Raw genomic sequence first — 17,518 nt, 5'->3', positions numbered from 1 at the left:
AAGCATTGTTGAAAAAAACATCACAATAATTGTGGTGGCGCAAACCGACGATTGCGAAGAACGGGTAATTGCTGACGCGCAAGCGCGATTCTTTCTGAGTTTATCTCCGCCACCAGTAAATGCGGGGCTTCAGCGGCGGCGGCGATCGTCACCCCCAGCGGATCAACCACCCTGCTTTGCCCGATGTTTTTCGTGCCACATTCCCCTGCGGCAACGACATAGCAGGTTGTATCCAGCGCGCGTGCCGCAAGCAGCGTTGCCCAGTGATGCTCTTTTAACGGCCCTTTGACCCACGCGGCAGGCAGTACCAGCACGTCAGCCCCCTGCAGCGCCAGATGGAGCGCCAGCTCGGGAAAACGCAGGTCATAGCAGGTCATCAGTCCGATCTTAAATCCGTCAATCTCCAGCAGCGGAGGGATATTGTCTCCGGGGTCAACGCGTCGCGACTCCTGGATGCTGAACGCATCATAGAGGTGAAGCTTGGCGTAATGTGCCACGATGGCCCCGTCACGAATCGCCACGAGTGTATTCATCGCGCGACCCGGCGTGGAAGGAACATGGATCGTTAAGATCGTCGTCATCGTATTGCCCGCGCTCTGGGCAAGCAGCTGCTGCACAAATTCGCCGTCCAGCGGCTGCGCGGACTTCACGGATAAATCCGGGTCATTTTCATCCCTGGCCAGCAGCGCCTCGGGGAGAACCAGCAGCGACGCGCCTTTCTGCCGGGCCTGCATCATCAGGTTGACGCATGTTCTCGCATTCTCATGCCAGTCAGGCGTGACGGCAAACTGCCCTACCGCTACATACATATTTGTCCCCTCATCATAAACGGCGTTAAACTCGCTACTCTTACACATCAAATAGCAGGTATTTAGCGTGTTACAACTACTTTTAGCCGTTTTTATTGGTGGGGGAACGGGTAGCGTTGCGCGATGGTTTCTGAGTATGCGGTTTACCCCCCTGCATCAGGCGATTCCTATGGGGACACTTGCCGCAAACCTGATTGGTGCCTTTATCATTGGTATGGGGCTGGCCTGGTTTAACCGAATGACGCACATCGACCCAATGTGGAAGGTGTTGATTACCACCGGATTCTGCGGCGGTTTGACCACCTTCTCAACCTTTTCTGCGGAGACGGTTTTTCTCTTTCAGGAAGGCCGTGTCGGCTGGGCGCTGATGAATATGGCTATCAATATGCTCGGCTCCTTTGCGATGACGGGGATCGCATTTTGGCTATTTTCTTCCGCAAGCGCGCATTAACAGCCGAACCGTTAATGTTGGCTTAATTTTTCTCTGTCACTCTGGATGCAGTACTGAACGAGGGTGACAGAATGAAACAGAGTCTGATGAGCGCAGGAATGGTGTTGTTGAGCGTGCTGATCGTTGCCAGCTTCCTGAAAATGTATCTGCTTGGCTGATTCAAAACGAAAAAAACCCGCTCAGTGAGCGGGTTTTGAAATTCTTGCTGACGCGTCTGAATTACAGAGCGATTACGTTAGCAGCAGAAGGGCCTTTGGCACCGTTAGTGATTTCGAACTCTACACGCTGACCTTCAGCCAGAGTTTTGAAACCATTAGACTGGATTGCAGAGAAGTGTACGAACACGTCTTTGCTGCCATCTTCAGGAGTAATGAAACCGAATCCTTTGGACTCATTAAACCACTTAACGTTACCTTTAATCTTAGACATCAAAATTACCTTTACATTAAAAAACGACACAAATGCTGTGTCGGTTATCAGTACATCAATTGTGGGACCTTTTGTCCAGCGGATCTTTGATAAAAAGTGACTAAAGTCGCGTTAATTTTCACTGACAGATTTTTATCGCTTATGAATCAACGCCTGCGCGTTTTTTCACCAGCATGTAACGTTTTGTCAGTTAAAACTGAAAACGCATCCAGGCGAAGTAAACGTTACCGTTGTTGTACGTACCCGGAATGTAGGTCATCTGGAACGTTGCGGGGCCATAGCCGATAGAGGCCAAAGGCAGCAGCACCGGGATTGGAATGTATTTCCAGTTGTCACGTGCAGTAACCCCGGCGGTATAGCCCAAACCGACGTGGAAGTTCTCGTCCGCTAGCGGGCGCCAGGTTTTTTCCCAACCATACCCCCCAATCGGCTCCCATTTATTAAACGAGTCTTTGAAGGCCATCAAATAGATGCCATGCCAGTTTCCCTTTTCATCCCAGCGCGACTGGCCAAAACCCGCGCCCCACGGACGCTCGTTGTATTTATCGGTTTTCTCTTTGTCATAAGCAAAACGCGCATGCCACGTTATTGCCGGGACATAGAGATCATAATGTTCAGGTGCCGTCCATGTCTGGGAAACATTATCCGTAAAGGTTGAGAACCAGCCTTTATCCGTCGCGTTGCCTTCTGCCTGTGCAACAGAACAAAACGTTAACTGCCCAAAAATAAACAACAAAATAGAGAAAAATGTATTACGTACAATCACAATGCAATTACCATTCTTAGTATTCGAGGCAAAGTTTACCATAAAGTAGTTGAATCAAAGCTTAACGACATCGGCGTTATTCCTAATTATTCAGCTTCTTTTCGGGAATATTCTTAAGGAAAGGCGGCAATGCGTTCAAAATAAACCCACAAGGGGTGTGACTTTACCCATTTAATGTTCTGAATCAGTGACATGTAAAACCACACAAAACATTAACAATTTGTTATCATTATTAGGACATATTGCGCTATTTCTGACGGTCAAGGCCCTCATGACATAAATGTATGGGCCATGGCAAAAAGACGGTTGTTCTGTTCTTTAGTCGTCTGTTTATTGATTTTAATCAGCAAGAACAGGCCAATTATTCGGCACATTTTCATCCTTCTTTTTTTTGATTTTTTGTGCTCCATTGCAGCAGAGATACAGGGGAAATCATGCTTACGTTATTCGAACTCCTTATTGGAGTCGTCGTCATTGTCGGCGTCGCACGCTACATCATTAAAGGCTACTCGGCCACGGGCGTATTATTTGTCGGCGGTCTAACGCTGCTGATTATCAGCGCAATAATGGGGCACCAGGTGTTACCTGCCAGCGCGACCAGCACCGGTTACACGGCTACAGATATTGTTGAATACATTAAAATATTGCTCATGAGCCGCGGCGGTGATCTGGGTATGATGATCATGATGCTGTGCGGTTTTGCAGCCTACATGACCCATATTGGCGCCAACGACATGGTCGTTAAGCTTGCCTCTAAACCCCTGCAATACATCAACTCGCCGTATCTGCTAATGGTCGCAGCCTATTTCCTCGCCTGCCTCATGTCACTGGCCGTTTCGTCGGCTACAGGGCTTGGCGTACTGCTCATGGCGACGCTGTTCCCGGTCATGGTGAACGTCGGTATCAGCCGTGGCGCGGCCGCGGCAATTTGCGCGTCTCCGGCAGCGATTATTCTCTCCCCGACCTCCGGCGACGTTGTGCTGGCGGCAAAGGCGGCGGAGATGTCACTCATCGACTTCGCCTTTAAAACCACGTTACCGATCTCAATTGTTGCCATCGTGGGCATGGGGATCGCGCATTTCTTCTGGCAGCGCTATCTCGATAAGAAAGAAAACATCAGCCATGAAATGATGGACGTGAGTGAAATCACCACGACCGCTCCCGCGTTCTATGCCATTCTGCCCTTCACCCCGATCGTCGGAGTGCTGATTTTTGACGGCAAATGGGGTCCACAGCTGCACATCATCACCATTCTGGTTATCTGCATGCTGCTGGCCGCCGTGCTGGAGTTTGTGCGCGGTTTTAACACGCAAAAAGTCTTCTCGGGTCTGGAAGTTGCGTATCGCGGTATGGCGGATGCCTTCGCTGGCGTGGTGATCCTGCTGGTTGCAGCGGGCGTTTTTGCCCAGGGTCTGAGCACGATCGGCTTTATCCAGAGCCTGATTTCTATCGCCACCTCGTTCGGCTCCGCCAGTATTATCCTGATGCTGGTTCTGGTGGTGCTCACCATGCTGGCGGCGATGACCACCGGTTCCGGTAATGCGCCTTTCTACGCTTTCGTTGAGATGATCCCGAAACTGGCTCACTCCTCCGGTATTAACCCGGCCTACCTTTCCATTCCCATGCTGCAGGCATCAAATCTGGGCCGCACCATTTCGCCGGTGTCGGGTGTGGTCGTCGCCGTTGCCGGGATGGCGAAAATCTCGCCATTCGAAGTCGTCAAACGCACCTCAGTGCCCGTTATAGTTGGTCTGATTATCGTGATTATCGCCACGGAAGTGCTGGTACCCGGCGCGGCCTAAGCTAAATTAGGGATATCCAAAAAGCGCCTGTAGGCGCTTTTTGTGCTTTAATAACTTCCAGAAATTAATCGTGCTCATTCGATCAGGAAATCATATGTTCAGGAAGGATATCGTCATCCCGTCTGGCGCAATCGCGCTTGCTCTCTGTCTCTTTTCCGCACAGGCGGAACCGCTGAAGGCAACACAGTATGGCGATTTCGATCGCTATGTGCTGGCTCTGTCCTGGCAAACCGGTTTTTGCCAGAGCATGGTCGAACGCAACCGCAATGAACCTGACGAATGTCGCCTGCAAAAAGAGCGCGATAATAAAGCCGATTTTCTGACCGTCCACGGGCTATGGCCTGGCCTGCCAAAATCCATTGCCGCTCGCGGCGTGGATGAACGTCGGTGGATGCGTTTTGGCTGCGCCACGCGCCCCATTCCGAACATGCCGGAAGTAAAGGCTAGCCGCAAATGCGATGCCGCCGAAACCGGACTGTCGCTTTCCGCAGCCGCAAAGCTCAACGACGTGATGCCGGGCGCGGGCGGTAATTCCTGCCTGGAACGTTATGAATATGCCAAACATGGCGTCTGCTTTGGTTTCGATCCAGATGCCTATTTTGGCACGATGGTGCGGATGAATCAGGAAGTTAAAAACAGCGCGGTCGGTAAATTCCTCGCCGATAATTACGGGAAAACCGTCAATCGCAGCGACTTTGACGGTGCCGTTGCCAAAAGCTGGGGAAAAGAAAACATCAAAGCGATCAAGCTGACCTGCAACGGCAATCCGGCGAATCTGACCGAGATGCAGGTTTCGCTGAAGGCGGACACCATTAACAACCCGCTTTCTGCGGCGTCATTTGCCCCGCAGCCACATCCGGGTAACTGCGGAAAACAGTTCGTGATTGATAAAGCCGGCTACTGATCCGCGCCCGGGCGCACCATATCAAACCGGTTTTCGTCACTGATGCCATAATACGCCGTCGGCCCACCCGCACGCAGGATGGGCTGCGCTTTCGCCGTCTGGTAAATCCCCTCTTCCAGCAGCGTTTCGGCAATATGGATACCGACCACCTCCCCCAGCACCAGCCAGGTATCGACCGGTGTGCCGTCAGCACCGGTAAGCTGAATGCACTGCGACAGGCGGCACTCAAAGTTCACCGGGCTTTCTGCGACGCGGGGCGCGTTAACCAGCTGGCTCGCCGCTGGCGTAAGTCCGGCAAAGCTGAATTCATCCCGATCGTGCGGAAGCATCGCAGAGGTTTGGTTCATCGCCTGCGCGAGATCGCGCGTCGCCAGGTTCCAGACAAATTCCTTTGTTTCGGTAATATTACGCACGCTGTCCTTCCAGCCGTTGCTGGAAAAGCCGATGATCGGCGGGCGATAGTTAAAGCAGTTAAAGAAGCTATACGGTGCGAGGTTGAGCTGACCGGCCTTGTCGCATGAGGAGATCCAGCCGATCGGACGTGGACCAATAATGGCGTTCAGCGGATCGTGCGGCAGGCCGTGCCCCTGAGACGGTTGGTAGAAGTACATAGTTCTCTCTCGTTGGTGGGCGGACGCGAATTGCGCTTCGCGCAACGCCCGGGTTCAGGACACTCAGCGTAACGTATTCTGCCGGGAATGAAGACTGAATAAATTTCAGCGAAAATTCATATGGACCATGAATGTGACCTTCATCACTTCAAACTTGCGCGCTCAGCCAGTATCATCGGGAGAGTTAAACCCTCGCTGCCAGACGGCGAGGGTTTTCTTTTGGATTGGTTTCTGCGTTACGCGCAGCATTAACGACATGGAGTAAAAATGTCCAGACCTACAATTATCATCAACGAGCTCGACGCAGAACGTATCGACAGGCTGCTGGAAAAAGCGGAGTTTGCCTCACTTCCCGTGGCCGACGCCCTGAATGAGGAGCTCGACCGGGCGCAGATGTGCACGCCTGAGACGATGCCGCATGACGTGGTCACCATGAACAGCCAGGTAAAATTCCGCAACCTGACCACCGGTGAAGAGCTGACCCGCACGCTGGTTTACCCGGCTCAGATGACCGACAGCAGCGCACAGCTTTCTGTTCTTGCGCCTGTGGGTGCCGCACTGCTGGGCCTGCGCACGGGCGATACCATCCACTGGGAATTGCCGGGCGGCGCCTCTGCCCATCTTGAAGTGCTGGCGTTGCTCTACCAGCCAGAAGCCGCGGGCGATTACCTGCGTTAACCACTTCTGAACAAGCGCCCACCCGCTTTGCACAGAGGATGCAGCCGCATCCTCTTTCCGTAAATTCACCCCATTTTCTTATATCGCGCAAAAAGCCCTTAATCCACGCTTAATCTGTTTTGGTGCCGTGGGGACGGTCATGAGTGAGATACTGGCTATCACACTTATTTTTCTGATTATTGCGGCGATTATCGTCTTGGGCGTGCTTTATCTTGAACGCCACAGCTAGGCGAGTATTCATGCAACCCCACCGGGGAAAGCATTCACCAGGCCCTTAACTTTCTGCTCTGCGGCCTCAGGCGTTTCTGCGCCAGGGACCAGAATCACCTTCCGGCACTCCTCCTCCCGTTTTTCGAATACCTTATAGGCGCGTTCCGCATCGGCAAGGGGGAGATAATGGGTCACGATCTCTTCCGGGGTAAGCAACCCTTTTTCGATCAGCGGCAGCAGCTCACCCAGCCAGGCATGGACGTGCGTCTGGCCCATCTTAAACGTCAGCCCCTTATCAAAGGCATCGCCAAACAGGAAGCCATGAATAAACCCGGCGTACACGCCGGGTACGCTAACTACGCCACCGCGTCGAACGGCAGCAATGCACTGCCGCAGCGCTTTGCCGCTGCTGCCTTCAATTTTAAGATTGCTGAGGATCGTTTCGGTGGTGCTGCCTTTCGCTTCGAACCCTACCGCATCAATCACGGCATCAACGCCGCGCTGGCCAGCGGTCTGCTCGATGATTTTTTCCGCTGCGTCGTTATCATCATCAAAGTTGATGGGGATTGCGCCGTAACGCGCCTCGGCAAATCGCAAACGGTACGGGTGGTGATCGATAACAAAGATCTGCTCGGCCCCTAACAGCCGCGCGCAGGCAATGGTCAGGAGCCCCACCGGCCCGGCGCCGAAAACCGCAACGCTTGAGCCTTTTTCAATCTGCGCATTTTTTGCCGCCTGCCAGGCCGTGGGCAAAATATCGGAAAGGAACAGCGCCTTATCATCGGAGAGGAGTTGCGGGACCTTAAACGGCCCGACGTTGCCTTTTGGCACGCGGACATATTCCGCCTGTCCCCCCGGCACGCCGCCGTAGAGATGGCTGTAGCCAAACAGCGCGGCCGGCGCGGGGATTTGCTTTTTGTTCAGCGCGGCGCCCTGCCCGGCATTGGTATTCTCACAGGCCGCGTATTGCTGCAACCGACAGAAGAAACAGTCCCCACAGGCAATGACAAAGGGGATCACCACGCGATCGCCTTTTTGCAAATTCTTCACCTCTGCGCCGCACTCGACGATTTCCCCCATAAACTCATGGCCAAAAATGTCGCCGTGCTGCACCTTCGGGATCTTTCCGCGATAGAGATGCAAATCGGAGCCGCAGATAGCCGTGGCCGTGACGCGCAGAATGATATCGTCGGGCTGTTCGATAATGGGATCGGGGACATTCTCGACGCGTACATGGTGCGGACCGTGATACGTAAGTGCTTTCATGCGACCTCCGAAAGGTTCCAGGTAAGTGTATAAGGGTAGCTACACCTGAAGGTCTGCCCTGGAATCCGGGGCTTTTGAGATTTATCCTGGCAACTTAAGAAAACTGACGGGGCGCTTACAGAAACCATATCTATTTTATGGTTGAATGAGTTCAGCGTTTATAAACAAGGAGAAACGGGTATGTATCAGAGAATCATAATGCCGGTTGATGTTTTTGAGATGGAGCTGAGCGACAAAGCCGTACGCCATGCGGAGTTCCTGGCGCAGCAGGACGGTGTTATCCATCTTTTACACGTACTGCCGGGCTCCGCCAGCCTGAGCCTGCACCGCTTTGCCGCCGACGTGCGTCGCTTCGAGGAGCATTTGCAGCATGAAGCGGAAACTCGCCTGCAAACCATGGTCAGCCACTTCAGCATCGACCCTTCGCGCATCAAAACGCACGTCAGATTCGGCAGCGTACGCGATGCGGTAAACGAACTGGCGAACGAACTGAAAGCAGACGTGGTGGTCATCGGTTCGCGCAACCCTTCCATTACCACGCATCTGCTGGGTTCTAACGCCTCCAGCGTGATCCGCCACACCCATATACCGGTGATGGTCGTAAGATAAAAAAAGAGGCCACCTTCCGGTGGCCTCTCGCTATTGCAGGTGTAGCCTTACTTTCTTCTGTTATGCGGTTTTGGTGCGAATCAGGTAGTCAAAGGAACTCAGAGACGCCTTCGCCCCTTCGCCCGTGGCGATAATGATCTGTTTGTACGGCACGGTGGTGCAGTCGCCCGCCGCAAACACGCCTTTCACGCTGGTTTCACATTTCGCATCGATGATGATTTCGCCCATGCGGTTGCGCTCAATCGCGCCTTCCAGCCAGGTGGTATTTGGCAGCAGACCAATCTGCACGAAGATCCCTGACAGCTGAACGCTATGCACGTCGCCGCTCACGCGGTCGCGGTATTCCAGGCCGGTCACTTTGCTGCCGTCGCCCTTCACTTCCGTGGTCTGCGCGTTCAGTACGATGTCGACGTTTTTCAGGCTGCGAACTTTATCCTGCAGAACCTGATCGGCCTTCATCTCTGGAGCGAACTCCAGAAGGGTAACGTGCTCAACAATCCCCGCCAGGTCGATAGCCGCTTCAACGCCGGAGTTACCGCCGCCGATCACCGCCACGCGTTTACCTTTAAACAGCGGGCCGTCGCAGTGCGGACAGTAGGTCACGCCTTTGGTACGGTACCGATCTTCGCCCGGAACGTTCATGTTGCGCCATTTCGCGCCGGTGGCAATGATAATGCTGCGCGCTTTCAGCACCGCGCCGGACGCGGTTTCAATCTGGTGTAAACCACCCTCGACCGCTGCCGGAACCAGCTTGCTGGCGCTCTGGCTGTCAATCACGTCCACGTCGTAGTCGCTGACGTGCGCCTTCAGCGCCCCCGCCAGCTTCTGGCCTTCGGTCTTCGGCACGGAGATGTAGTTTTCGATGTCCACGGTATCGAGCACCTGGCCGCCAAAACGTTCGCCCATCAGGCCGGTACGAATACCTTTACGCGCAGAGTACACCGCTGCCGCCGCGCCCGCAGGGCCGGAACCGACGATAAGCACGTCGTAAGCATCGCGTTTGTTCAGCTCTTCCGCCGCACGTTTTTCAGCACCGGTATCCACTTTGGCTACGATTTCGGTCAGCGTCATACGGCCCTGGCCGAACTCTTTGCCGTTCATGTAGACCGCCGGAACGCCCATCACGTTGCGATCGGTGATTTCATTCTGGAAGGTACCGCCGTCAATCGCCGTGTGCTTGATGCGCGGGTTCAGAACCGACATCAGGTTCAGCGCCTGCACCACGTCCGGGCAGTTGTGGCAGGAGAGCGAGTAATAGGTTTCAAATTCGAAATCACCGTCGATATCGCGGATCTGCTCCAGCAGCGCCTGCGCTTCTTTTGACGGATGACCACCGGCCCACAGCAGCGCCAGCACCAGTGAGGTAAATTCGTGACCCAGCGGCGAGCCGGCAAAGCGCGGTCCCTGGTCGGATCCTGGGTTGGTAATCAGGAAAGAGGGCTTACGGACCGGCAGCGCGTTGTCTTCTTTGAAGGTCACTTTCGGCGACAGCTCGGCGATCTCCGCCAGCAGTTCCTTGATCTCTGCCGATTTGGCGCTGTCGTCCAGCGTGGCAATCAGCTCAACGGGTTTGGTCAGTTTCTCAAGGTAGGCCTTGAGCTGGGTTTTCATGTTAGTGTCGAGCATTGTTCTTCCCTCTCTTAAGACGTCATCATGCAAGCTGCCTTATACGGGCGGCCTGAATGCAACTTGCATCATGGTGCTGGAATGAAATGGGCGCGGGGTGCGCCCATTGATTACCGAATGGGCAAAACTTAGATTTTACCAACCAGATCTAAGGATGGAGCCAGCGTCGCTTCGCCTTCTTTCCATTTCGCCGGGCACACTTCGCCTGGGTGAGAAGCCACGTACTGAGCGGCTTTCACTTTACGCAGCAGGTCAGAAGCATCACGGCCGATACCTTCAGCGGTAACTTCGATAGCCTGGATAATGCCCTGCGGGTCAACAACGAAGGTGGCGCGGTCAGCCAGGCCTTCATCTTCACGCATGTTGTCGAAGTTACGGGTCAGGGCGCCAGTCGGGTCGCCGATCATCGCGTATTTGATTTTCGCGATGGTTTCGGAGCTGCTGTGCCATGCTTTGTGGGTGAAGTGGGTATCGGTAGAGACAGAGTAAACGTCTACGCCCAGCTTCTGCAGTTCGTCGTAATGGTCTGCAACGTCACCCAGTTCAGTCGGGCAAACGAAGGTAAAGTCAGCCGGATAGAAGAAGAAGACGCTCCAGCGGCCTTCGGTATCTTTTTCGGTAACTTCGATGAACTCACCGTTTTTGAACGCCTGGTTTTTGAAAGGTTTAATTTTGGTGTTAATCAAAGACATCTGTACTTCCTCCGTGTTTTCGTTGAGATGTAAGGTAACCAACTTTATTCATCGGGGCTAATGCGTATGCTTTATCAAATCAATCAGCCAAACCTTACAACGTCGACAAGACAACAAGGTGAACCTTTTACAGGAAAGCCTGAAAGTAAAAAGGCCGCCTCAACGGGCGGCCCTGATACCTGAATTCCCCGCAGGTACATTCAGTGCCAGCCGAGACTGGCGTTGCGTTGCGCTCTACAACCCTTTATATCAAGGCGGTAACAGCCGTTTGATTACACCACCCGCACAGGGATTGAGCAATCCATAAGAGAGGCATTCCTGCCTATGGCTGTGATAGGTTGTGCCGAACATCATTACGGTGCGTTATAAATTTATTTTTATTATAAAACTATCGCAATATATAAATGACAGTTGTTATTTAAAATCATTGTTCCCTTTCTTAAGATAAAATTGTCTTAATCGCTTTTGAAGCGCTATTTCAATAATCTGCCACCGTGATATATTAAGATGATTTAATTTAAAACTAAGAGAGCTAACCGAAAGAGTTATAAATGGTTAGCCTTAAACTATTGTTATCAGTTATATGATAACCACAGCAAACGCAGTACCTTCAGGACGAAACATGGCAAACCTGTATGACCTTAAAAAATTCGATCTTAATCTGTTAGTCATTTTCGAGTGCATTTACCAGCACCTTAGTATCAGTAAAGCCGCCGAGACGCTGTATATCACACCCTCTGCCGTGAGCCAGTCACTGCAGCGTCTGAGAGGACAACTCAACGATCCTCTGTTTATCCGTTCCGGTAAAGGGATCACGCCCACGACCGTCGGCGTCAATCTGCATCATCATCTGGAACAGAACCTGAACCAGCTGGAGCAGACTATCAATATCATGCACAGCAGCGGGTTGAAGAAGAACTTTGTCATTTATTGCCCGCATTTTATGAGTACGAAAGCAACGCTTGACCCTATAAAGCTGCTGATGGAAAATCATAACTATTCAATTGAATTACATGATGTTTTTCTTTCGTCTGATTCTGCAGAAGATCTCTTAGCCTACAGAAGAGCCGACCTGATATTTTCGTTTTCTTCTTCTACCAATCATTCTATCGCCTGTAGCCTCTACCATAAACTTCCTTTCGTCCTCGTTTGTCGGGAGGGCCATCCCCGTCTCAGTGAAAATCCCACGCGTGAAGAGATTCTGAATGAAAACTTCACCGCCTACCTGAACGATGAAAACAGCTTCAAAGACTATCAGGAAAAGGCCGAAAACCTGTTAACCGAAAGAAATATCGTCTATCGCAGCGACTCTTATATATCCCTTCTGTCGGTGATTGGTTCGTCCGACCTCATAGGATTAGTGCCCGCGCCGGCCTTCGAACAATATGGGCCAGCCCTCAACCTGCGAAAAGTGGAAACTGACATTCAATTCCCCAGCATTGATATTTACATGATGTACAATCGTTCCGCGCTCAATAGCTCGGCATTCGCGAGTTTTATTGAAGAAATATCCTTACCGTGAGATATTGCTGTGGTTCTCGCACAAAATGGGAACCACACCGTTAAAACATACACCACCGTTATAGAATTACGCGGCATAACCGTTACATATCCAATTAATTATTGACTGATATAATCCTCTTATTAGTATTGACGCTACAGTCAGGTATTTATTCCTCAGGATGAGAATAAGCATGTCAATTTATAAATACCCTTTAAATCAGGATGTTCTTACCGCTGCTCGGGAGCGAATAAAATGGACGCTCGAAAACTTACCCAGAATCTGTGTTTCTTTTTCAGGAGGTAAAGACTCCACCGTCATGCTGCATCTGGTTGCCCAGCAGGCGCGACTGATGAACATCAAAATAGATGTGCTCTTTATCGACTGGGAAGCGCAGTTTTCCCATACCATTATCCATGTGGAACATATGCGCGAGTTGTACAGCGATGTCATCGACCATTTCTGGTGGGTCGCGCTCCCCCTGACAACGCAAAATTCACTGTCGCAATTCCAGCCGGAATGGCAATGCTGGGAACCCGGCACACAATGGGTCCGCCAGCCTCCTGACGATGCGATAACCGATCCCACTTTTTTTCCCTTCTACCAGCCAGGCATGACGTTTGAAACCTTTGTCCGCGGTTTCTCCGACTGGTTCTCTCGCAATCGCCCGGCGGCGGTACTGATTGGCATCCGCGCCGATGAGTCATACAACCGTTTTCTGGCTGTCGCGTCGGCGCGTAAACAGCGGTTTGCCGACGATAAACCCTGGACAACCGTCGCACCGGGAGGACATGCCTGGTATATCTACCCTCTCTACGACTGGAAAACCGCCGATATATGGACCTGGTTCGCCAAATCAGGGTGTTGCTATAACCCACTCTATGACCTGATGTTTCAGGCCGGCGTGCCGCTACGCTACATGCGGATTTGTGAACCCTTTGGTCCGGAACAGCGCCAGGGATTATGGCTCTACCACGTTGTTGAGCCCGATCGCTGGGCGGCCATGTGTGAGCGCGTGAGCGGTGCGCGCAGCGGGGGGATGTACGCCGGACACGATAACCATTTTTATGGTCACCGAAAAATTCTGAAACCCGAACACCTGTGCTGGCGCGAATATGCCATGCTGCTCCTCGACAGCATGCCGCAAAATACGGCTGAGCATTACCGCAATAAAATCGCCATTTATCTGCACTGGTATCAGAAGAGAGGCACAGAGGAGATTCCCGATACGCAGGACGGTGATATCGGTGCCAAAGATGTTCCCTCATGGCGCCGTATTTGTAAGGTTCTCCTGAATAACGACTACTGGTGCAGGGCGCTATCGTTCAGCCCAAATAAACCCAAACATTATCAGCGCTACAGCGACAGAGTGAAGGCGAAACGCAAGGAGTGGGGCATATTATGCGACAAAAACTAATCAACGAGATGGAAACGTACCTTCAGTCACTTCCCGAAGAGGAACGCATTAACGCCATAAATGCTTTTCGTGAAGCGATCCATAAACACAGTCCGTTTCGTGCACAACCGATAGACTGCGTCCTCTGGATCAGACAGGACGCTATTACCGCTAACGACTACAACCCCAATAATGTTGCCCCGCCAGAAAAAAGGCTGCTCAGTAAGTCGCTGGAACTCGATGGATTCACCCAACCTATCGTTGTGACAGAAAGTGAACCGCAACACTATGAAATTGTGGATGGTTTTCATCGCCATGAAATCGGTACAAATCGGGCGGCACTGAAGCACCAGCTCAAGGGTTATCTCCCTGTGACCTTCCTGCGCCAGGACCGACAGGATAAACATGACCGTATGGCTGCCACTATTCGTCACAACCGGGCGCGGGGTCGACACCAGATTAACGCTATGTCGGAGATCGTTCGCGAGCTGGTGCAGCTTGGCTGGAATGACGAGAGAATAAGCAAGGAGCTGGGAATGGACGGCGATGAAGTCTTGCGCCTCAAGCAAATCAACGGTCTGCTGGAGCTGTTTGCAGACCGTCGTTACTCAGAAGCCTGGACGGTGAAATAATCAGAGCGTGTTCAGGCGCTCTGCCGCCGCCAGCAGCGTCGATTCCTGCTTCGCAAAGCAAAGACGAATCAGCTTATGCGGGAAGGGATCGGCGCAGAATACAGACAGCGGAATGGCGGCCACGCCCACCTCTTTCGTCAGCCACTGGCAGAAACTCACGTCGTCCAGATCCGATATCGCGCTGTAGTCGGCGAGCAGGAAATAGGTCCCTTCTGAGGGCAAAATCTCCAGACGGCTTTTGCTGAGCGCCGTCACAAACAGATCCCGACGTTCACGATAGAAATGCGGCAGCTCGCGATAGTGCTCCGGCTCGGCGCGCAGCATATCCGCCAGCGCCAGCTGAGCCGGCGTGTTCACTGCAAAGGTCAGGTACTGGTGCACCTTGCGCAGCTCGGCGCTAATAGCCGCCGGTGCGACGCAGTAGCCCACTTTCCAGCCGGTCATATGGTAAGTCTTACCGAATGACGAGACGGCGATAGCACGCTCGCGAAGCTGCGGATGGGCCAGCACGCTGGCGTGTCCTTCTTCTGCAAAGCAGATGTGCTCGTAGACTTCATCGCTCAGCACGTAAATTTCACGTTCCGCAATCGCCTGCCACAGCGCGGCGAAATCGGCCTTTTGCCACACCGTCGCCGACGGGTTGTGCGGGGTATTCAGGATCACCAGGCGGGTTTTGTCGCTCAGCAGCGCAGCAAACGCCTGCCAGTCAGGGCGAAAATGCGGCGGCTGGAGCGCCACGCGTTTCACCACGCCGCCGGAGAGTTCAACCGCAGGCGCATAGCTGTCGTAGCTCGGATCAAAGCAGATAACTTCATCGCCCGTACGCACCAGCGCGGTGATGGCCGCATAGAGCGCTTCGGTCGCCCCTGCCGTCACCGTAATATCGCTGTTCGCATCGGGCTTATGGCCGTACAGCTCCGCCGTTTTATCCGCAATGGCTTCCCGCAGCGCCTGCACGCCCGTCATCGGCGCATACTGATTCGCCCCCTGCGCCACGTGGTACGCCAGGCGCTCCTGCAGATAGGTCGGGCCGTCGAAATCCGGGAATCCCTGAGAAAGGTTAATGGCGTTGTGCTGCTGCGCCAGAGCGCTCATCTGCGTAAAGATGGTAGTACCGAGATTGGGAAGTTTACTCTGAGGAATCAATGCGTTATTGCTCATTGTGTCGTGCCTGCTTGTAATACTTATGTTGCTGCCACTATAACACGATGTTAGTCTTTGGCAATCAAGACGCTTAGACGTCTAAACCATATGAATATTCCTGGCCGCGAGGGTAAAAGGAAATGACAGACAACCTGCAACTCACACATCTTGTCGACGCCTGCCGCTGGATTGGCGCCAAAGGCTGGGCACCCGCCACCGGCGGCAACATGTCGGTGCGTCAGGACGAGCGCCTCTGCTGGCTCAGCGAATCCGGCAAAGACAAAGGCAGCCTGACAACGGCGGATTTTCTGCAGGTTGAAATTGCCACCAACCGCGCGCCGTCTGGCCGCAGGCCGTCGGCGGAAACCGGTCTTCACACGCTGATTTATCGCCTGTTCCCGGAAGCCAACGCCGTCCTGCACGTTCATACCGTCAACGCCACGGTGCTGTCGCGTCTGGTCAAAGAAGCCGAGCTCAACATCAGCGGCTTTGAGATGCAAAAATCCCTCACCGGGCAGACCACGCATCTGGATACGGTGGCTATCCCGGTCTTCGATAACGACCAGGATATTGACGCCCTCGCCTCCCGAATCGCCCATTACGCACAGGAACGCCCGCTTAATTATGGTTTTCTTCTGCGCGGTCATGGCTTAACCTGCTGGGGACGCGACGTGGCCGAGGCCCGCCGTCATCTGGAAGGACTAGAATTCTTATTTGAATGCGAAATGCGTTTACGACAACTGGAGAGAGTATGATTCGCGCGATTGTGACGGATATTGAAGGGACCACCAGCGATATCCGTTTTGTCCATGACGTTTTGTTCCCCTACGCGCGTGAGCGGCTGGCGGCCTTCGTGACCGCGCAGCAGTACGCCGAGCCGGTCAAATCCATTCTGGACAACCTGCGTGATGAAATCGGTAACCCGCACGCCAGCGTCAGCGAGCTTATCGACGCCCTGTTTGCCTTTATGGATGAAGACCGCAAATCCACGGCGCTCAAAGCCCTGCAGGGGATCATCTGGCATGACGGCTACGTGAACGGCGACTTTACCGGCCACCTCTACCCGGACGTACTGCCTGCGCTGGAAAAGTGGAAAGCGCAAGGGATTGATCTCTATGTTTATTCCTCTGGCTCCGTCGCCGCGCAGAAACTGTTATTTGGCTACAGCGACGAAGGTGATATTACTCATCTGTTCAGCGGCTATTTTGATACCCACATCGGCGCCAAGCGCGAGGTGCAGTCCTATCAGAACATTGCGGCACAAACGGGCATCGCCCCGTCGCAGATCCTGTTCCTGTCCGATATTCATCAGGAGCTGGACGCGGCTGAACAGGCAGGTTTTCGCACACTGCAGCTGATTCGCGGTGATGATGACGGCGCAAGCCATCACCATCAGGTCCACCAGTTTGACGAGATTAATCCGGAGCAGATCCCTTCATGAGCGCATTGACCATTTATTCCGATAAAGACGCCAGTCAACACCAGTGGCACAGCACCGACGCCGCCGAGATCGCCCAGCAGCTCAATGCCAAAGGCGTGCGGTTTGAACGCTGGGCGGCGGATCGCGATTTAGGACACGATCCCGCGCCCGAAGCCGTGATCGCGGCGTATCAGCATGCGATCGACAAGCTGGTGGCGGAGAAAGGCTATCAGAGCTGGGACGTGATCAGCCTGCGCGCCGACAACCCGCAGAAAGAGGCGCTGCGCGCGAAGTTCCTGAACGAACACACCCACGGCGAAGACGAAGTGCGCTTCTTCGTGGAAGGCGCGGGGCTGTTCTGCCTGCACATTGGCGATGAGGTGTATCAGGTGCTGTGCGAGAAAAACGACCTGATTTCCGTTCCTGCGGGCACGCCGCACTGGTTTGATATGGGCTCAGAGCCGAACTTTACCGCCATTCGTATTTTCGACAATCCGGAAGGCTGGGTGGCGCAGTTTACGGGCGATGCCATCGCGGATGCGTATCCACGGTTGGCATAGGTAAAAGCAAAAC

At 53.3% G+C, this 17,518-nt stretch carries 20 protein-coding genes; 12 read left to right on the top strand and 8 right to left on the bottom strand.

Annotated elements, in window-relative coordinates; genetic code table 11:
- Nucleotides 1-20: 20 nt before the first annotated feature.
- Nucleotides 21-809: a deaminated glutathione amidase gene (locus tag HB664_RS09110; protein WP_219940689.1), complete on the bottom strand. Its 789-nt coding sequence runs from the start codon at nucleotides 807-809 to the stop codon at nucleotides 21-23.
- Nucleotides 810-876: 67 nt separating this feature from the next.
- Here HB664_RS09110 and crcB point away from each other — a divergent pair, with 67 nt between their 5' ends.
- Nucleotides 877-1,260 (top strand): fluoride efflux transporter CrcB, encoded by a 384-nt coding sequence (gene crcB / locus HB664_RS09105; RefSeq protein ID WP_219940688.1) that lies wholly within the window; start codon nucleotides 877-879, stop codon nucleotides 1,258-1,260.
- Between the two features lie 219 nt (nucleotides 1,261-1,479).
- Here crcB and cspE read toward each other — a convergent pair whose 3' ends face one another.
- Nucleotides 1,480-1,689: a transcription antiterminator/RNA stability regulator CspE gene (gene cspE / locus HB664_RS09100; protein ID WP_002439184.1), complete on the bottom strand. Its 210-nt coding sequence runs from the start codon at nucleotides 1,687-1,689 to the stop codon at nucleotides 1,480-1,482.
- Between the two features lie 190 nt (nucleotides 1,690-1,879).
- Nucleotides 1,880-2,497 carry a lipid IV(A) palmitoyltransferase PagP gene (gene pagP, locus HB664_RS09095; RefSeq protein ID WP_045142917.1) on the bottom strand — a complete coding sequence of 206 codons (618 nt, stop codon included), beginning with the start codon at nucleotides 2,495-2,497 and terminating at the stop codon, nucleotides 1,880-1,882.
- Nucleotides 2,498-2,889: 392 nt separating this feature from the next.
- Between pagP and dcuC the strand changes: the two genes are divergently transcribed.
- On the top strand, nucleotides 2,890-4,257 hold the full coding sequence (gene dcuC, locus HB664_RS09090; protein ID WP_023310737.1) for an anaerobic C4-dicarboxylate transporter DcuC: 1,368 nt from the start codon (nucleotides 2,890-2,892) through the stop codon (nucleotides 4,255-4,257).
- Nucleotides 4,258-4,351: 94 nt separating this feature from the next.
- Entirely contained in the window at nucleotides 4,352-5,161 is an 810-nt protein-coding gene (gene rna / locus HB664_RS09085) for a ribonuclease I (protein ID WP_219940687.1), read from the top strand.
- On the opposite strand, the gene HB664_RS09080 is transcribed toward rna, so the two are convergent.
- Nucleotides 5,155-5,772 (bottom strand): flavin reductase family protein, encoded by a 618-nt coding sequence (locus tag HB664_RS09080; protein ID WP_023310735.1) that lies wholly within the window; start codon nucleotides 5,770-5,772, stop codon nucleotides 5,155-5,157. The two genes, rna and HB664_RS09080, sit on opposite strands and share 7 nt — an antisense overlap.
- 267 nt (nucleotides 5,773-6,039) lie before the next feature.
- Between HB664_RS09080 and rnk the strand changes: the two genes are divergently transcribed.
- Complete coding sequence (rnk, locus tag HB664_RS09075) at nucleotides 6,040-6,450, top strand: nucleoside diphosphate kinase regulator (protein ID WP_023310734.1); 411 nt, start codon at nucleotides 6,040-6,042, stop codon at nucleotides 6,448-6,450.
- A gap of 139 nt (nucleotides 6,451-6,589) precedes the next feature.
- Entirely contained in the window at nucleotides 6,590-6,679 is a 90-nt protein-coding gene (gene yldA / locus HB664_RS22950) for a small membrane protein YldA (protein WP_274621601.1), read from the top strand.
- An 8-nt stretch (nucleotides 6,680-6,687) separates the two neighbouring features.
- Here the strand turns inward: yldA and HB664_RS09070 are convergent, their stop codons facing one another.
- The gene (locus HB664_RS09070; protein ID WP_032661072.1) at nucleotides 6,688-7,926 is read right to left on the bottom strand and encodes a zinc-dependent alcohol dehydrogenase; all 1,239 of its coding nucleotides are present in this window, start codon (nucleotides 7,924-7,926) and stop codon (nucleotides 6,688-6,690) included.
- Between the two features lie 180 nt (nucleotides 7,927-8,106).
- On the opposite strand from HB664_RS09070, the gene uspG reads away from it, so the two are divergent.
- Nucleotides 8,107-8,535, top strand: coding sequence for a universal stress protein UspG (uspG, locus tag HB664_RS09065; RefSeq protein WP_023310731.1), 429 nt, complete (start codon nucleotides 8,107-8,109; stop codon nucleotides 8,533-8,535).
- A gap of 60 nt (nucleotides 8,536-8,595) precedes the next feature.
- Here the strand turns inward: uspG and ahpF are convergent, their stop codons facing one another.
- A complete protein-coding gene (gene ahpF / locus HB664_RS09060) occupies nucleotides 8,596-10,161 on the bottom strand; it encodes an alkyl hydroperoxide reductase subunit F (RefSeq protein WP_219940686.1) in 1,566 nt (521 codons plus the stop codon).
- A gap of 128 nt (nucleotides 10,162-10,289) precedes the next feature.
- A complete protein-coding gene (gene ahpC, locus HB664_RS09055; protein WP_008501015.1) occupies nucleotides 10,290-10,853 on the bottom strand; it encodes an alkyl hydroperoxide reductase subunit C in 564 nt (187 codons plus the stop codon).
- A 622-nt stretch (nucleotides 10,854-11,475) separates the two neighbouring features.
- Here ahpC and HB664_RS09050 point away from each other — a divergent pair.
- From HB664_RS09050 to HB664_RS09040, 3 genes are all read left to right on the top strand, one after another.
- Entirely contained in the window at nucleotides 11,476-12,375 is a 900-nt protein-coding gene (locus HB664_RS09050) for a LysR family transcriptional regulator (protein ID WP_219940685.1), read from the top strand.
- A 172-nt stretch (nucleotides 12,376-12,547) separates the two neighbouring features.
- A complete protein-coding gene (locus tag HB664_RS09045) occupies nucleotides 12,548-13,771 on the top strand; it encodes a phosphoadenosine phosphosulfate reductase (RefSeq protein WP_094934399.1) in 1,224 nt (407 codons plus the stop codon).
- Nucleotides 13,756-14,382 carry a ParB/RepB/Spo0J family partition protein gene (locus HB664_RS09040; protein ID WP_033144915.1) on the top strand — a complete coding sequence of 209 codons (627 nt, stop codon included), beginning with the start codon at nucleotides 13,756-13,758 and terminating at the stop codon, nucleotides 14,380-14,382. The genes HB664_RS09045 and HB664_RS09040 overlap by 16 nt, the downstream gene beginning before the upstream one ends.
- On the opposite strand, the gene HB664_RS09035 is transcribed toward HB664_RS09040, so the two are convergent.
- Nucleotides 14,383-15,543, bottom strand: a complete 1,161-nt coding sequence (locus tag HB664_RS09035; RefSeq protein ID WP_033144914.1) for a pyridoxal phosphate-dependent aminotransferase — start codon at nucleotides 15,541-15,543, stop codon at nucleotides 14,383-14,385. It abuts the gene before it with no gap.
- 122 nt (nucleotides 15,544-15,665) lie between these two features.
- Between HB664_RS09035 and HB664_RS09030 the strand changes: the two genes are divergently transcribed.
- Genes HB664_RS09030 through HB664_RS09020 form a run of 3 tightly spaced genes read left to right on the top strand, consistent with a single transcriptional unit; the run spans nucleotide 15,666 to nucleotide 17,505 of the window.
- Entirely contained in the window at nucleotides 15,666-16,280 is a 615-nt protein-coding gene (locus HB664_RS09030; RefSeq protein ID WP_033144913.1) for a methylthioribulose 1-phosphate dehydratase, read from the top strand.
- A complete protein-coding gene (gene mtnC / locus HB664_RS09025) occupies nucleotides 16,277-16,966 on the top strand; it encodes an acireductone synthase (RefSeq protein WP_033144912.1) in 690 nt (229 codons plus the stop codon). The genes HB664_RS09030 and mtnC overlap by 4 nt, the downstream gene beginning before the upstream one ends.
- Nucleotides 16,963-17,505, top strand: coding sequence for an acireductone dioxygenase (locus HB664_RS09020; RefSeq protein WP_023315605.1), 543 nt, complete (start codon nucleotides 16,963-16,965; stop codon nucleotides 17,503-17,505). Before mtnC ends, HB664_RS09020 begins: the two co-directional genes overlap by 4 nt.
- Nucleotides 17,506-17,518 lie beyond the last annotated feature (13 nt).

The organism is Enterobacter sp. DNB-S2, from assembly GCF_019443845.1.
Lineage (GTDB): Bacteria > Pseudomonadota > Gammaproteobacteria > Enterobacterales > Enterobacteriaceae > Enterobacter > Enterobacter asburiae_B.
The sequence above is the reverse complement of the archived record's forward strand: the minus strand, read 5'-3'. Positions and strand labels throughout refer to the sequence as shown.

Excerpts from the sequence above, each read along its gene's own strand:
- dcuC (WP_023310737.1), top strand. The coding sequence starts at position 2,890 with ATGCTTACGTTATTCGAACTCCTTATTGGAGTCGTCGTCATTGTCGGC.
- HB664_RS09045 (WP_094934399.1), top strand. The coding sequence starts at position 12,548 with ATGTCAATTTATAAATACCCTTTAAATCAGGATGTTCTTACCGCTGCT.
- HB664_RS09110 (WP_219940689.1), bottom strand. The coding sequence starts at position 809 with ATGTATGTAGCGGTAGGGCAGTTTGCCGTCACGCCTGACTGGCATGAG.
- pagP (WP_045142917.1), bottom strand. The coding sequence starts at position 2,497 with ATGGTAAACTTTGCCTCGAATACTAAGAATGGTAATTGCATTGTGATT.
- HB664_RS09070 (WP_032661072.1), bottom strand. The coding sequence starts at position 7,926 with ATGAAAGCACTTACGTATCACGGTCCGCACCATGTACGCGTCGAGAAT.
- HB664_RS09035 (WP_033144914.1), bottom strand. The coding sequence starts at position 15,543 with ATGAGCAATAACGCATTGATTCCTCAGAGTAAACTTCCCAATCTCGGT.
- ahpF (WP_219940686.1), bottom strand. The coding sequence starts at position 10,161 with ATGCTCGACACTAACATGAAAACCCAGCTCAAGGCCTACCTTGAGAAA.
- HB664_RS09050 (WP_219940685.1), top strand. The coding sequence starts at position 11,476 with ATGGCAAACCTGTATGACCTTAAAAAATTCGATCTTAATCTGTTAGTC.
- HB664_RS09040 (WP_033144915.1), top strand. The coding sequence starts at position 13,756 with ATGCGACAAAAACTAATCAACGAGATGGAAACGTACCTTCAGTCACTT.
- yldA (WP_274621601.1), top strand. The coding sequence starts at position 6,590 with ATGAGTGAGATACTGGCTATCACACTTATTTTTCTGATTATTGCGGCG.
- mtnC (WP_033144912.1), top strand. The coding sequence starts at position 16,277 with ATGATTCGCGCGATTGTGACGGATATTGAAGGGACCACCAGCGATATC.
- rnk (WP_023310734.1), top strand. The coding sequence starts at position 6,040 with ATGTCCAGACCTACAATTATCATCAACGAGCTCGACGCAGAACGTATC.
- ahpC (WP_008501015.1), bottom strand. The coding sequence starts at position 10,853 with ATGTCTTTGATTAACACCAAAATTAAACCTTTCAAAAACCAGGCGTTC.
- uspG (WP_023310731.1), top strand. The coding sequence starts at position 8,107 with ATGTATCAGAGAATCATAATGCCGGTTGATGTTTTTGAGATGGAGCTG.
- rna (WP_219940687.1), top strand. The coding sequence starts at position 4,352 with ATGTTCAGGAAGGATATCGTCATCCCGTCTGGCGCAATCGCGCTTGCT.
- HB664_RS09030 (WP_033144913.1), top strand. The coding sequence starts at position 15,666 with ATGACAGACAACCTGCAACTCACACATCTTGTCGACGCCTGCCGCTGG.
- HB664_RS09020 (WP_023315605.1), top strand. The coding sequence starts at position 16,963 with ATGAGCGCATTGACCATTTATTCCGATAAAGACGCCAGTCAACACCAG.
- HB664_RS09080 (WP_023310735.1), bottom strand. The coding sequence starts at position 5,772 with ATGTACTTCTACCAACCGTCTCAGGGGCACGGCCTGCCGCACGATCCG.
- cspE (WP_002439184.1), bottom strand. The coding sequence starts at position 1,689 with ATGTCTAAGATTAAAGGTAACGTTAAGTGGTTTAATGAGTCCAAAGGA.